The organism is Aestuariibius insulae (assembly GCF_040783535.2).
In the GTDB taxonomy this organism is placed as follows: Bacteria; Pseudomonadota; Alphaproteobacteria; order Rhodobacterales; family Rhodobacteraceae; genus Aestuariibius; species Aestuariibius insulae.
Genome location: NZ_JBFONW020000002.1, coordinates 32942 through 46843 on the forward strand (window position 1 = coordinate 32942; position 13902 = coordinate 46843).

Sequence of the window (13902 nt, forward strand, 5' to 3'; positions counted from 1 at the left end):
CGGATCATCCTGCTTGGGTAATAGAGGCGAGCGTCTCGACGGCCCGCTTTGCCGCGCTGCTGTCGATGCTCTCCTGCGCGAGGGCGGCCCCTTCGGCCAAGGTGGGCGCGCGATCGGCGATGACAAGGGCGGCGGCGGCATTGAGGCAGACCGCGTCGCGATAGGCGCCTGTCTCGCCGTCCAGAAGCGCGCGGAAGGCGGCGCCGTTTTCCTTAGGCGTGCCGCCGAGGATCGCCTCGAAGGGATGGACGGGCAGGCCTGCATCCTCGGGGTGGATCTCTCTCATCTCGATCCGGCCATCCTCGAGCGCGGCGACCGCGCTGGCGCCCGCGATGCTCAGCTCGTCCGTGCCGTCAGAGCCGTGGACGAGCCAGGCGCGGTCCGAACCAAGCGCCGCCAGCGTCTCTGCCATCGGGCGGATCAGATCGCTTGAGAATGCGCCGGTGAGCTGGCGTTTGACGCCTGCGGGGTTGGTGAGCGGGCCGAGGATGTTGAAGATGGTGCGTGTGCCCAGCTCACCCCGGGTGGGCATGACGTGCTTGATGGCCGGATGATGCATCGGGGCCATCATGAAGCCGATGCCGGCTTCTTTGATCGCTCTTTCAACCACTTCGGGGCCGACCATCACGTCGATGCCCATCTGGCCGAGCGCATCGGCGGCGCCCGATTTCGAGCTAAGATTGCGGTTGCCGTGCTTTGCGACGGGTACGCCAGCGCCTGCGACGACGAACGCCGTCGCGGTCGAGATATTAAGCGTGCCTTTGCCATCGCCGCCCGTGCCGACGATGTCGATCGCGTCTGCGGGGGCTGTCACCTTGATGCATTTGGCGCGCATGACGCGGGCGGCGGCGGCATATTCCTCGACCGTCTCGCCGCGCGTTCTGAGCGCCATCAGAAAGCCGCCCATTTGGGCGGGCGTTGCGTCGCCTTCGAAGAGGCATTCGAACGCCGCCTCTGCCTCGTCCCGGGTCAGCGGTCGGTCGGCAGCGGTTCCGATCAGCGGACGCAATCTGTCGCTCATGCAGGCACGCTGATCTGGGCGAGAAAGTTGCGCAGAAGGGCATGGCCGTGTTCGGAGCGGATGCTTTCGGGGTGAAACTGTACGCCGTGGATCGGAAGCTCGCGGTGGCGCAGACCCATGATCGTGCCGTCCTCAAGCTCGGCGTTCACGATCAGGCTTTCGGGAAGAGACGCGCGGTCGACGACCAGCGAATGATAACGGGTCGCGGTCAGCGGCGAAGGCAGGCCCGCGAAGATGCCGGTTCCGTCATGCTGTATCGTGCCGAGCTTGCCATGGACGATATCAGTATGCTGGACGACCTTGCCGCCGAAGGCCTGACCGATGGCCTGATGACCCAGGCAAACGCCCATGAGGGGGATGCGCGTTTCCGCCGCGGCCTGGGTCAGTGCCAGGCATATCCCCGCCTTGTCCGGATCGCATGGGCCAGGAGAGAGCAGGATCGCCTCGGGGCGCATCGCCATAGCCTCTTGCACGTCGATAGCATCGTTGCGTTCGACGCGCACATTCGCCCCAACCTCGCCAAGATAATGAACGAGGTTCCAGGTAAAGCTGTCGTAGTTATCGATCAGGAGAAGCATGAATGTGACATAACGTGATTTCAGGGCTACCACAAAGGGGTTAGGCCGGGATATACATGCGGCGGGAGAAGAGCGGCCGTCAAGGTCGCCTGTGGCGTCTTTCGGGCGCTGGCTTCCAGAGAGCAGGATCAGCAATGAGGGCCGAGCCAATGGCGCGAGGGGTTCTTTCAGGAGTTTTGGCCGGGGCCGTCGTCAGCGTCGGATCCGCCGTGGGTTTGTCAATCATCGTGTTGCCGCCCGCGCCGTCGATCCGAGTGGACGAGACCGCCGGAGAGGCCGAGCCCGAGGTTGCTGTCGTCGCAAGCCGGGTTCTGTCCGACGTAGCGGACGTTGATCAGCCGCGTATCGAAGGGTCAGCCGGCGTGGCGGTTCCCGATCCGGGCCGCGTCCGGGTCGTCCGCGACATCGAAGAGGTGCCTGCCATTGCCGCGCGCGAGGCGGATCTGGTGACACAGTCGGCACCCGAACGGCCTTCCGTCGTGCTAGCGGCGCGGTCGGATGCCTTGGTCCAGCCGTCCGAAGAAGCTGCGGATCTGCCGCCATTGAGCCCGGTTTCGGATGTGGACAGCGCCTTGGCTTTGCCGGTCGCGCCTGCATCCGCGGTTCGGGATGCGGCGCCGGGTCGGCCATTGGTGCTTCTAGCACCGTCCGTGGATGTCGCGGCCTTGGCTGCGCTTCGAGCGGGATCTGAAGGCGAGGAGCAAGTCGCCGACATCACGCCTATATCAGAGGCGCCGGTGCTTGGACGCCAGCCATCCGAGCTTGCGCTCGGCTTGGCGGAAGATGCGCGTCCAATCGTGCCGGAGGTGCCCGAGACCACAGAGGTCAGCCCTGCGATGGTCGTGTCTGCCCTGCCTGAGACGAATGTGCCATCCAATGTATTGATCGATCCGGTAGAGGTGCCCGACTTTGCGGATAGTGCCCTGCCGGAGCGGATCGTGCTGAGCGGACAGGTTCTAGGGGATGCGCCGGATGTCGCGAATGGGATCAGCCCTGAGGCAACTTTTGTCCCGGTCGGTCTGGCTCCCGTCGAACTACCGCCGGAGCGCGTGTTTTCAGGATCTCGAGGCGCATCGTTCCTTCGCGTGACGCCCGATCCGGACGATCGGGCCGCCGAGGGGCTGATGTTTCAGGAAATCCATTCCAATCGATCTGTTGCGATTGAGCTAACCGCAGAGCAGCAGGAGGAGAGATCGCAGCCTGCCGAGATTATTCTGGCGCAAAGCCAGCTTTCGCCAGTCGACGATGCGACCGTTTCGCCGCGGGTAAGCGGTGATCCGGAAGAGGCACCGCCTGCTATCGTCATTATACCGCGCCGTGTTGATGACCGTGTCGAGTCTGTTGAGATCGACCGCGATGAGGCCGGATTGAGTGGAGAGGTTATCAGCGAGTCGGATGATCCTGTTCTGGCGCAAGCTGAGCCCCAGACCGACAGCGCTCCCGAGATCCTGACCCCGGGAACGGGAAATCGGCTGATCCAGAACGGACAATCGGGCTTTGGCAATCTCGCTCCGGGTGTTCGGGTCTTGCGGCCGGGGCAGGAGGAGACACCCGAACTCGTCGAGGCGGAGCCTGAGGTCGAGGCCGAGGCGGAAGAAGATCCGACAGCGTTGGGCCGCTATTCCGCGAGCTTTGACGCGCCCATAGACCAGCCGCTGGTTTCCATCGTGCTGATCGATGACGGAGCGCTTGGAAGCGGGCCCGATGTGCTCGGGGAGCTGGGGCAACCTGTGACGGTCGGTCTTGATCCTGGGCGGACCGATGTCAATTCGGTGATGGCCGCTTATCGCGGAAGCGGCTACGAAGTCGCCCTAATCCCCAATCTGCCAAGCGGGGCAAGTCCGACGGATATGGAGCAGGCCTTCGGGATCTATCAGGATCTGCTGCCCGAGACGGTCGCGGTTCTAGATGCCGGTCAGACCCGACTTGCGGAAGACCGACGGCTTCTGGCGCAAGCGGCCGATATCCTTGCCGAGACAGGGCAGGGCTTTATCGCGCGGGCGGCGGGGCTGGCTGATCCGGTGCGCCCGCTGCGGTCCGAAGGTGTGCCAGCGGCGGTCATTCACCGCGACCTCGACGAGGCGCGGAACGACGAGACCGAGATGCGGCGCATGCTTGACCAAGCGGTCTTCGAGGCACGGCAGACCGGGAGCGCCATCGTTCTGGGCGAGGCCAATCCGCTGACACTCAAAGTGCTAAGCGAATGGTTGGCCGGATCCGAGGCGGGGCGGGTGACGTTGGCACCTGTCTCTGCGATCCTGAAAGATAGGATCGAGGAGTAAGGGCGCGGCGGCGGCCGATGGCTGGATAGGCCTCTGCGGGAGTATCTATCTACGAGTGAAATGCACTTGATCCAATCCTCGTGTCAGCATCGGCCGTTTTTGCCTACAATGCGAAGCTTCAACCCCATGGACAGATGAAGGCTTTAGTTGGTATACAAATGTATACGGATTGGAGTTGGCCATGGATGACGATGTTGAAGATTATCTGACTGTCGCAACCGCAGAGCTTGGCGCCGCGAAACGTATATTGACGGAGGCAATTCGCGATTACCCGACGCCGATCTCAGGCTGTGATGTTCAGTTCAATCACCTGTTGTCGCAGCGGAAGGCTGTGGACCGAGCATTATCAGCGCTTAGATCCGAGCCGTTCATTCCCACACCGCGTCTGCCTGATCAGGGTCTGCGGGTCGAAAGCCGATAACGGCGAGTAGGATTTGCCAAAGGTAGCGGGGTTAACCCTGCCATACGGCATTTGATGAGTGTTATGCGATGAGGTCTCGGATTACGGCCAGGGCAGGCGGGGCCTCGGATTATCCGTTGCCGCTGGAGAACCTTGCGGCGTCTTCGGCGGCGCGGCGCAAGGCGGCGGCTTTGTTCACGGTCTCCTGCCATTCAGCCTCGGCGTCGCTGTCATGGACTACGCCTCCTCCTGCCTGAATGTGCAACTGGCCATCCTTAAGGACGGCGGTGCGCAGGGCGATGCAGATATCCATGTCGCCGCCCGACGAAAAGTAGCCAACACCGCCGCCATAAATACCGCGTTTTTCGGGCTCCAGCTCGTCAATGATCTCCATTGCGCGGATCTTGGGAGCGCCCGAGACGGTGCCCGCAGGCATGCCCGCGAGGAGCGCGGAGAGGGCGCCGTGATCCTCGGACAGCTCGCCGACGACATTCGAGACGATATGCATGACATGGGAATAACGCTCGACGATGAATTCCTCGGTCGGTTTGACAGTGCCGATCTTGGCGACGCGGCCCACATCGTTGCGGCCCAGATCGAGCAGCATGAGATGCTCTGCGCATTCCTTTTCGTCGGCCAGAAGATCGGCCTCGAGCGCACGGTCCTCTTCGGGGGTCTTGCCGCGATGGCGGGTGCCGGCGATGGGGCGGATCGTGACCTCGCTTCCCATGACGCGGACGAGGATTTCGGGTGAGGCGCCGATGACCTGAAAGCCGCCGAAGTTGAAAAAGAACATGAAGGGCGACGGGTTCGTGCGCCGCAGGGACCGGTAAAGGGCGAAGGGCTCCTCGGCAAAGGGCTGGGTCCAGCGCTGGGACGGGACGACCTGGAAGATGTCGCCCACGCGGATATAGTCGCGGGCTGTCTCGACGGCCTGTTTGTAGGCCTCCTTGGTGAAATTCGAGACGGGCTCTTCGGTCGGGTGCGCCTCTCCAAGCGTGCGGGTGGCGGCGATGGCTGGACGGTCGAGAGCACGTCGGGCCTCCATCACCCGCTCGGCGGCCTGAGCGTAGGCGGCCTTGGCTGATTGGTCCGCGTTGGCCCAGGCGGGAGCGACCAGCGTGACCTCGCCTTTGACGCCGTCGAGGACCGCGATAACGGAAGGGCGGATGAGGACCGCGTCGGGCAGGCCCAAGGGGTCGGGGTTTATATCAGGCAGGTGTTCGACCAGCCGGATCATGTCATAGCCGAGATAGCCGAAGAGACCGGCGGAGGCGGGTGGCAGGCCCTCGGGCAGGTCGATGCGGCTTTCGGCGAGCAGGTTGCGAATCTCGGTCAGCGGATCGGCGGCGCAGTCCTCGAATGTCTCAGCGTATAGCGCGGCGCGATTGATGCGCGAGGTGGTGCCGCGACATTCCCAGATAAGATCGGGTTTAAGTCCGATGATCGAGTAGCGTCCGCGCACCTCGCCGCCGGTCACGCTTTCGAGCATAAAGCTGTTCTCGCCCGCCGCCGCGAGCTTGAGCATCAGCGAGACGGGCGTGTCGAGATCGGCGGCAAGGCGGGTATAGACGACCTGATTGGCGCCGGTTTTGAAGGCCGCTTCAAACTCCGGAAAGGCCGGTTCAACGGACATTGGCCGAGAAGTCCGAATGGACGGAGTTGACCGCCGCCTCGTTGATGCTGCGGTCGGCATTGGTGACGACGTATTGGGTGAAGTAGGTCAGGATGTCGTCCGAGATGGCCTGCGCGCCTTGTGTGGCGAGTGCCTCGATCCGGGCGCTCGTTTCTTCGTCGTCGGTGGCGGCCTCGTTGATCGCGTCGATGCGCAGGACGATGAGGCTGTCCTCGGCGGGCAGGGTCGCGGTCTCGCCCAGCTCTGTTTCGAAGATCGTCTGGATCATCGTGGGGGGCGTGCCGTCGATGAAACCTTGACGCGGCTGCGCGTCCTGGGTGTCGACAGTCAGATCGCCGAGCGCGGTATCCTCGCCTGCCTCAAGCGCCTGGGCGACGGTTTCAGCGCGAGCCTCGAGCGCCTCCAGAAGCGCGTCCTGACGCCAGCCTTCGGTGACCTGGGGCATGACCTCTTCGATATCGGGCAGGCGGGGCGGAACGGTCTCGTCGAGGCGCAGGGCGAAGAGGCCACCGTCTTCCATCTCGATCGGTTCGGGAAAGTCGCTTTCGGTCAGAAGCGCGGCGGCTTCGCGGAAGGCCTCGTAGGAGGCGATGTCTTCGCTGACAGTCGGATCATAGTCGATCTGGCCGAGAATCATGTCGGTTTCGGCCGCGACATCTTCGAGCGTGCCGCCCCCGACAAGCAAGTCGTCGATGCCGTCGCGGGAATCCTCGATCAGGCGGCGGGCGCGGGAGATGGCCAGCTCTTCGCGCAGATCGGGACGGGCATCCTCGAACGTGATCTCCTGCCCATCGAGGATGGCGTTCACGCGGAAGAGGGCGGGGCCGAGATCGGTTTCGATCGGCTCTGTCACCTCTCCCGGTTCGGTGGCGAAGACGGACTCTCCAGCGGCGTCCAGATCGGCGAGGGCCACATCGCCCAGATCGATATCGGAGAGCGTGATGCCGCGCTCTTCGACGATGGTCTCGAACTCTGCTTCGCCCGATCCGATGGATTGCGCGGCGGCTTCGGCAGAAGCCATGTCGGGGAAGACCAGCCGTTCGACCAGACGCCGCTCGGGCTGGACGAATTGGTCGATGCGGCTGTCGTAAAGATCGCGCAGGCTGTCCTCGTCCAGTTCGACCTCGTCGGCGAGCATGTCGGGCGTGACCCAGGCATAGCTGATGCGCTTGCGCTCGGGTTCGGTCAGGGCCTCGGCGTTTGCCTCGAACCAGGCGGTCAGCTCGTCGTCTGTCGGGCTCGGGAGCGGATCGATCAGATCTGCCTCGGTGAGGGTGACCCACATCACGTCGCGGGTTTCGCCGAGATATCCGGCGATCACCTCGCCGTAGACATCCGTTTCGGCGATGCCGCTGGAAACCGCAGCCTGCAGGAGAGTGCGGGCGCGGTCGAGGCGCAGTCCGTCCTCATAATCGGCCTCGCTCAGGCCCTGGCGGCGCAGCTCGATCCGGTAGCGTTCGCGGTCGAATTCTCCGGGGGTGAGCTGGAAGGCGGGCTGGGCGAGGATCGCGTCACGGATCCGCTCGTCGCCGACCGAAAGGCCGCGCTGCTGCGCCTCGTCCTCGAGCGCGGTCTGAGAAATGAGCTGGTTGCGGGCGATCATATCCAGGTCGAGCGAGAGGGCTTGAGGGAAGCTGATCGGCGTGCCGAATTGCTGCTCGGCGCGGGCGATGGTCTGCTGGAGGGTGTTAATGTAGTCAGTGCGGGTGATGTCGATATCGCCGACCGATCCGATCGTCCGGCCACCGGTAGAGAGCCCGCCCGTGCCGAAGCCCAGAAGGCCGACAGAGGCGAGACCGACTATAACGTAGCCGATCGTTCTGGATTTGCTGGCCATGGATCCCCCCTCGCGCGTCTCTTGCCTTGTTGCGCAGCAATAGGACGGGCAACGGGGGCGTGCAAGCGGTGACGGCCTGCTAGGACGGCTGCCCGCCAAGGGCGATAAGGCGGTCCGTCAGGTCCTCAATCTCGGCCCGGTCAATATTGGCAAACGCGATACGCAGATGGCGAGCGGCATCCGCATCGCCGTCCGGCGCGAACATGGTGCCGGGCAGGGCGAGGATACCTGCATCTCGCGGCAGGCGCTTGGCCAGTGCGCTGGAGGGTTCGGGAAACGGGTGCTCGAGATAGGCGAAATAGGCGCCGCAGGATTTGAGGGTCCAGCCTGCTTTTTGCATGGCGGGGCCGGCTTCGGTGAGGGCGGCGCGGCGATCAAGGATTTCGAGCCGCTCGCCAGCCAACCAGTCCTGGAGGTGGCGCATACCCCAGAGCGCGGCACGCTGGCCGATTTGCGGTGGGCAGATGGCAACCGTGTCGAGGAACTTCTCCACTTCGGCGAGGCGGGCAGGGCTTGCGATGAGCGCGCCGGTCCGGTGCCCGGTAAGACGGTAGGCCTTGGAGAAACTGTAGAGCTGGATGACGGTATCGTCCCAGTTCGGATCCGCGAAGAGGTCGTGTGGGGCGCCCTCACGGCTGTCAAAGTCGCGGTAGGTTTCGTCGACAATCAGCGCGAGTCCTCTTTCGCGGGCGAGGGTTGCGAAGGCGCCAACGAGGGGTGCGGGATATTCGCGGCCCGTGGGATTGTTCGGGGTGACGAGGACGATGGCCTTTGTTCGATCCGTGATCTGCCTCCTCGCCGCGTCGAGATCCGGAAGCAGGTCCGGGCTCGCGGGCAGCGGGACAGTCCGGACGCCAGCCATGTCGTTCCACATGCGGTGATTGAAGTAGTAGGGGATCGGCAGCAGGACCTCGTCGCCTTCGCTGCAAAGGGTGGCGATGGCGGCGGCATAGGCCTGGTTGCAGCCTGCGGTGATCGCGACCTGATCTTCCCCGATCACGCCTTGATAAGCGGCCGACCAATCCTCGGCGATTTGCGCTCGCAGTTCCGGAAGGCCAAGGACGGGGCCGTAAAGATGCGCCTCGGGAACTGTCAGGACGATCTCGGCCATGGCGTTTAGGAGAGGTTCGGGTGGAGCCTCCGTCGGCGCGGCCTGGCTGACATTGAGGAGCGGGCGGTCCGTTGGCGGTAGATTTTCGAGCCAGCGGCGCGCTTCCATAACGGGCGGGGGGAAGGTGGCGGTCGTGCGGCTCATGAAAGGGCACCTGTTGCGGAAGGAGAGGTCGGGATTTGAGTATTTTCGGCCAGATGAAGGACGGACGCAGTTTTGTCAGAGTGAGAGGCGTTAAGGTTAATGCATTCGAGGAGGTTAGGGGAGTTTGATGCGGCGGTTCTTGAGGGACGGTCGAGATGAGGGCGGGCATTCAGGTTGGCGGCAGAGAGGGAGCTTCGACGGGATGATCGCCAGCTATATCGCGTCGGGGATGGGTGAGATCTGCTAGAAGTCCAATCAATCGGTGCCGCGATAGGGCTGGACATATTGCAGCGCCATGTCCCAAGGAAAAAAGATCCATGTGTCCTGGCTGACTTCGGTGATGAACGTATCGACCTGAGCGCGGCCCTTGGGCTTGGCATAGACGGTCGCGAAATGAGCCTTTGGCATGAGGCTGCGGACAAGTTCGAGCGTTTTGCCGCTGTCGACGAGGTCGTCGACGATCAGGATGCCGGTGCCATCTCCTACCAAGTCGCGGTCGGGGCTTTTAAGGACTTTCGCCTCCGCGCGGTCTTGGTGGTCATAGCTCTTAACGCTGATCGTATCGACCGTGCGGATGTCGAGCTCTCGGGCGACGATCATCGCGGGTGCCATGCCGCCGCGGGTGATGGCGACGACCGCGCGCCAGGCGCCGTCATCGGGGCCGTGACCGTCGAGACGCCAAGCAAGCGCGCGGGCATCGCGGTGGATCTGGTCCCAGCTGATGTGGAAGCCTTTTTCGTGAGGCAGGCGATCGGTCATGGCAGGCTCTCCGGTCAGGGGATGGCGATCTTTGCGCCGAGCAGCGCCACCATGCCGCCGAAGGCGCGGTCGAGCCAGCCTTTTGCGTGAGCATAGGCGCGGCGCGGACCGGGGCGCGAGAAGACGAGGCTGAGCGCGGCGTACCAGGTGAATTCGATTGCAAAGATCACAGCCAAAATCAGGGTCGCATCGCCTATTGTCGGATCAGTCGGCATGATCCCGGTGAAAACGGCGGCGAAATAGGCGAGTGCCTTGGGGTTGGCGAGGTTGGTAAGCAGGCCGAGGCGAAGGAGGGCAAGCGGGCTCTTGAGGCGAGCGGCCGAAATATCGGGCATCGGTTCGGATGCCTTGCGCCAGAGCGAGAGACCGATCCAGATCAGGAAGGCGGCTCCGATCAGGCGGAAGGCGGTTTGCAAGTAAGGCGCAATCTCGAAGAGGAGGGATAGGCCCGCCATGGCGCCCGACGCCCAGATAAGAATTGCGAGGGCGAGGCCGAGGGAGAGCAGCAGTCCCGAGCGGGCGCCTTCGGCAGCGGCTGTCTTGATCGTGAGCACTCCGGCGGGGCCGGGGCTGATCGCGATGAGGGCCTGAAGACCGGCGAGGGTCAGGAAAGCTGTGAGCGTCATGGCATCAGCGTCGCGGAAATTGTCTCGATAGTGACCATTTGCGCGCCATTCCTCTTCCATTCCTCCAGGCGCAGGTATCCTCTCATGGAGGCCTCGTCGATAGGACGCAGGGTGAGAATGACATCGCCCGAATGGTCATCGACGACCGTCGAAGCCGTCGCCCGGATATCGGAGAGATCCCCGTCCCGGCAAGGAGTGTCCTCGGCAAGTCCGAAGGCGAATGTGTTCCGGCCTCGTTCGTACTCGATCGCATCCGACGGTGCGATTAGCCTGAGGTCGACCGCTACGTCATCTATCGAGGATCCGCTGAGGAAGGCTCCTATCGTGAAAGATGCCTCTCGCCTTGGAAGATTGAGCCGCGCTGTACTTCCTTCGATCCGGGTTCCCCGTTCGATCTGAAGATGCCATGCGGTGTCTGACAGATGGTTCGCCAATTCGGCATCATCCGCCCAAGGGCAGCTTTCGGTGGATTGAGCGACTGCGTCGCAGGCGAAGGCGATCAGAGCAAAGGTGCAGACGGATCGTGCGATCACCCTGCGGCTCCGTCATCTCCCGCAGCGTTTTTGGAGATGTCAGGCGCATCGACCGCCTTCATACCGACGACGTGGTAGCCTGCGTCGACATGCAGGACCTCTCCGGTGACGGCGGAGCCAAGATCGGACAGAAGATAGAGGGCGGAGTTCCCGACTTCCTTCTGGGTGACGGTGCGGCGGAGGGGGGCGTTGTATTCGTTCCACTTCATGATGAGGCGGAAATCGCCGATGCCTGAGGCGGCGAGCGTCTTGATCGTGCCGGCGGAGATTGCGTTGACCCGGATCGCCTTCTTGCCCAGATCCTCGGCCAGATAGCGTACGGATGCCTCGAGCGCAGCTTTGGCGACGCCCATGACGTTATAGTGCGGCATCACCTTTTCGGCGCCGTAATAGGTGAGCGTCAGGCAGGAGCCGCCCTCGGTCATCATCTTTTCAGCACGCTGGACGATAGCGGTGAAGCTGTAGACGGAGATGTCCATCGACATGCGGAAATTGTCGCGCGAGGTGTCGACGTAGCGGCCACGCAACTCGTTCTTGTCGGAGAAACCGATCGCATGGACCACGAAATCGAGCGTGCCCCACTTGTCTTGGAGCGCTTCAAAAAGAGCGTCCATTGAGGCCTCGTCGCCCACATCGCAGGGCAGGACGATATTAGAGCCGACGGAAGCGGCAAGCGGCTCGACCCGTTTTCGGAGCGCGTCGCCTTGGTAGGAGAAGGCCAGTTCCGCTCCCTGTTCGGCGAGCGCCGAGGCGATACCCCAAGCGATGGATTTGTCATTTGCGAGGCCCATGATGAGGCCGCGTTTTCCATCCATCAGTCCGGTCGTCATGGTGTATCGTCCCTCGTTTCCAGTTGGTCTAGGCGATCATATGGGACGCTTCAAGTTGGATTGGCGTTGGGTTTGGCGACGGATGTGGTAAGATATCTGCATGGGGAATGAAGAACGGCACACCGATCGGGTGGGGATCTTTGCGGGATCCGACCCTATCGCTTTGGTTATGGACTGGCTTGCAGATGCCGAGCGGTCCGAGCCAGAGGATGCGAACGCAATGGCTCTCGCTACGGTTGACGCGGCGGGTCTTCCGAATGTGCGCATCGTCCTGCTCAAGGAGATCGAGCCCACAACCGAGAATGGCGGTGCCTTTTTGTTCTATACCAATTACGAAAGCTCAAAGGCCCAGGAGATCGAGACAGCAGGGCGGGCGGCCTTCGTCTTGCATTGGAAAACTCTGAGGCGGCAGGTTCGGGTCAGAGGCAGTGTCCGTCGTGAGGACGGTCCGAAAGCAGACGCATATTATCAATCTCGTGCGCCGGGCAGCCGGATCGGTGCTTGGACATCTCAGCAGTCCAAGCCTCTCGCATCACGCGCAGCCTTGCTTCAGGAGCGCGACGATACAATAGCGAAGCTGGGTGATGAGCCCGGGCGTCCGCCCTTTTGGGGTGGCTTTCGTATCACACCTGTCGAAATCGAATTTTGGGCCGATGGGGCCGATAGATTGCACGATCGGTTCCTATGGACACGACAGACCGCTGCCGATCCGTGGACAGTAAGCCGATTATACCCATGAATTTTCACGTCACGTGAACGACATGTCTCTTTAGACCCTTGTAATTTGGGTGAAATCAATTTGATCTGCACCAAGACAGCGTCGATAGACTGGACTATCCTCGCAACGGACATCGAGAATGGAAGACGAGCAAACACAAACGAGCGGCGTTCGAGGCCATGTAAAATGGTTCGATCCTGGAAAAGGATTCGGGTTCGTCGTTGCAGAGGCAGGCGGCCCTGACATCCTTTTGCACGCGAATGTGCTTCGGAACTTTGGGCAGAATTCGGTGGCAGATGGATCTGCGATCGAGATTGAGATGCAGGAGACTGATCGGGGATTTCAGGCAACGGCGATCCGTTGGATCGAGCCGCCTGCGCCGTCCGATGATCTGCCCTTAAGCGACTTCGACGTCTACGACCCGGAGGCGCTTGAACAGATCCCGGTCGAACCCGCACGGGTCAAATGGTTCGACAAAGGCAAGGGCTTTGGTTTTGCCAACGTCTTTGGTTTGTCCGACGATGTCTTCGTTCATATCGAAGTTCTTCGCCGGTCGGGACTAGCGGACCTGCAGCCCGGAGAAGCCGTTGGGCTACGCGTCGTGGACGGAAAGCGAGGGCGTATGGCGACAGCTGTTCTACCCTGGGATATGGCGGTCAAGTAGGTGAGGGCAGTCCTATCTGCCTTCTTGATCTCTACTCTACCGGGTGGAGCGTTCGCCTGCGATCAGGATACCGTAACCATCAGGGGTGAGTTCGGGCAGGTCAATTTCGATGTTGAGCTCGCCCAGACTCCCCAGGAGCAGGCCCGCGGGCTTATGTTTCGCGAAGAGATGGATCTCTTTGACGGAATGCTTTTTGTCTATCCGAGTACTCGCCAGCCGTCTTTCTGGATGAAGAACACCTTGATCTCTCTCGACATGATTTTCGTGGATGAGACAGGTCAGATCTTGATGGTTCATCCCGAGGCGGTGCCCGGGGATACGACACCGATCCCCGGACCCGAAGGAACCATCGCGGTTCTCGAGATTAATGGCGGCGTTGCCGAACGGCTTGGGATCGCGGAGGGCGACGTGTTGGGGCATCCGGTATTGGACCCGGAGATAGCAGCGCTTTCTTGCGACTGAGTTTTGCCCTTTTCAAACAGCGATGCACCCCCTAGAGACAAGCTCGTGGTCCGGGGCGTGGCGCAGTCTGGTAGCGCACCTGTTTTGGGTACAGGGGGTCGTGAGTTCGAATCTCGCCGCCCCGACCACTTTTTCTCTTGCTCTGGCAGATGAGAATAGCCCGATCCTAGGCGGATCTACATAGTCCCTTTTTTTGTCGCTTAAGCATCCGAAGCGCGGTTGCTACTGTGTGAGACGTGGACGAGAGCAGACAGGCAGACGTCGATGATCTTGGGTTGGAATAGTAAATCGAGCACGGCAT

Annotated in this window: 14 protein-coding genes and 1 tRNA gene; 6 read left to right on the plus strand and 9 right to left on the minus strand. The window is 62.1% G+C overall.

What is annotated here, in order from left to right; translation table 11 throughout:
- Positions 1–4: 4 nt before the first annotated feature.
- Together trpD and AAD018_RS06465 are read right to left on the minus strand one after the other, a co-directional pair.
- Entirely contained in the window at positions 5–1021 is a 1017-nt protein-coding gene (gene trpD, locus AAD018_RS06460) for an anthranilate phosphoribosyltransferase (RefSeq protein WP_367314684.1), read from the minus strand.
- Positions 1018–1599 (minus strand): anthranilate synthase component II, encoded by a 582-nt coding sequence (locus AAD018_RS06465; RefSeq protein WP_367314685.1) that lies wholly within the window; start codon positions 1597–1599, stop codon positions 1018–1020. Before AAD018_RS06465 ends, trpD begins: the two co-directional genes overlap by 4 nt.
- Positions 1600–1733: 134 nt before the next feature.
- Between AAD018_RS06465 and AAD018_RS06470 the strand changes: the two genes are divergently transcribed.
- Together AAD018_RS06470 and AAD018_RS06475 are read left to right on the plus strand one after the other, a co-directional pair.
- Positions 1734–3881 (plus strand): divergent polysaccharide deacetylase family protein, encoded by a 2148-nt coding sequence (locus AAD018_RS06470; protein ID WP_367314686.1) that lies wholly within the window; start codon positions 1734–1736, stop codon positions 3879–3881.
- A gap of 181 nt (positions 3882–4062) precedes the next feature.
- Positions 4063–4302, plus strand: a complete 240-nt coding sequence (locus AAD018_RS06475) for a hypothetical protein (RefSeq protein ID WP_367314687.1) — start codon at positions 4063–4065, stop codon at positions 4300–4302.
- 109 nt (positions 4303–4411) lie between these two features.
- Here the strand turns inward: AAD018_RS06475 and trpE are convergent, their stop codons facing one another.
- The 7 genes from trpE to fabI form a co-directional block, all read right to left on the minus strand.
- Positions 4412–5917: an anthranilate synthase component I gene (trpE, locus tag AAD018_RS06480; protein WP_367314688.1), complete on the minus strand. Its 1506-nt coding sequence runs from the start codon at positions 5915–5917 to the stop codon at positions 4412–4414.
- Entirely contained in the window at positions 5907–7754 is a 1848-nt protein-coding gene (locus AAD018_RS06485; protein ID WP_367314689.1) for a peptidyl-prolyl cis-trans isomerase, read from the minus strand. Before AAD018_RS06485 ends, trpE begins: the two co-directional genes overlap by 11 nt.
- A gap of 79 nt (positions 7755–7833) precedes the next feature.
- The gene (locus AAD018_RS06490; RefSeq protein WP_367314690.1) at positions 7834–9009 is read right to left on the minus strand and encodes an aminotransferase; all 1176 of its coding nucleotides are present in this window, start codon (positions 9007–9009) and stop codon (positions 7834–7836) included.
- Positions 9010–9264: 255 nt separating this feature from the next.
- Positions 9265–9768, minus strand: coding sequence for a xanthine phosphoribosyltransferase (gpt, locus tag AAD018_RS06495; RefSeq protein WP_367314691.1), 504 nt, complete (start codon positions 9766–9768; stop codon positions 9265–9267).
- A gap of 14 nt (positions 9769–9782) precedes the next feature.
- On the minus strand, positions 9783–10394 hold the full coding sequence (locus tag AAD018_RS06500; protein WP_367314692.1) for a LysE family translocator: 612 nt from the start codon (positions 10392–10394) through the stop codon (positions 9783–9785).
- Positions 10391–10927 (minus strand): hypothetical protein, encoded by a 537-nt coding sequence (locus AAD018_RS06505; protein WP_367314693.1) that lies wholly within the window; start codon positions 10925–10927, stop codon positions 10391–10393. The genes AAD018_RS06500 and AAD018_RS06505 overlap by 4 nt, the downstream gene beginning before the upstream one ends.
- On the minus strand, positions 10924–11757 hold the full coding sequence (gene fabI / locus AAD018_RS06510; RefSeq protein ID WP_367314694.1) for an enoyl-ACP reductase FabI: 834 nt from the start codon (positions 11755–11757) through the stop codon (positions 10924–10926). The genes AAD018_RS06505 and fabI overlap by 4 nt, the downstream gene beginning before the upstream one ends.
- A 100-nt stretch (positions 11758–11857) precedes the next feature.
- Here fabI and pdxH point away from each other — a divergent pair, with 100 nt between their 5' ends.
- The 4 genes from pdxH to AAD018_RS06530 all read left to right on the plus strand — a co-directional run bounded on the left by pdxH (position 11858) and on the right by AAD018_RS06530 (position 13729).
- Positions 11858–12496: a pyridoxamine 5'-phosphate oxidase gene (pdxH, locus tag AAD018_RS06515; protein WP_367314695.1), complete on the plus strand. Its 639-nt coding sequence runs from the start codon at positions 11858–11860 to the stop codon at positions 12494–12496.
- Between the two features lie 118 nt (positions 12497–12614).
- Complete coding sequence (locus AAD018_RS06520; RefSeq protein WP_367314696.1) at positions 12615–13139, plus strand: cold-shock protein; 525 nt, start codon at positions 12615–12617, stop codon at positions 13137–13139.
- Positions 13140–13601: a DUF192 domain-containing protein gene (locus AAD018_RS06525; protein ID WP_367314697.1), complete on the plus strand. Its 462-nt coding sequence runs from the start codon at positions 13140–13142 to the stop codon at positions 13599–13601.
- Positions 13602–13652: 51 nt separating this feature from the next.
- Positions 13653–13729: transfer RNA gene (locus AAD018_RS06530), tRNA-Pro, on the plus strand.
- Positions 13730–13902 lie beyond the last annotated feature (173 nt).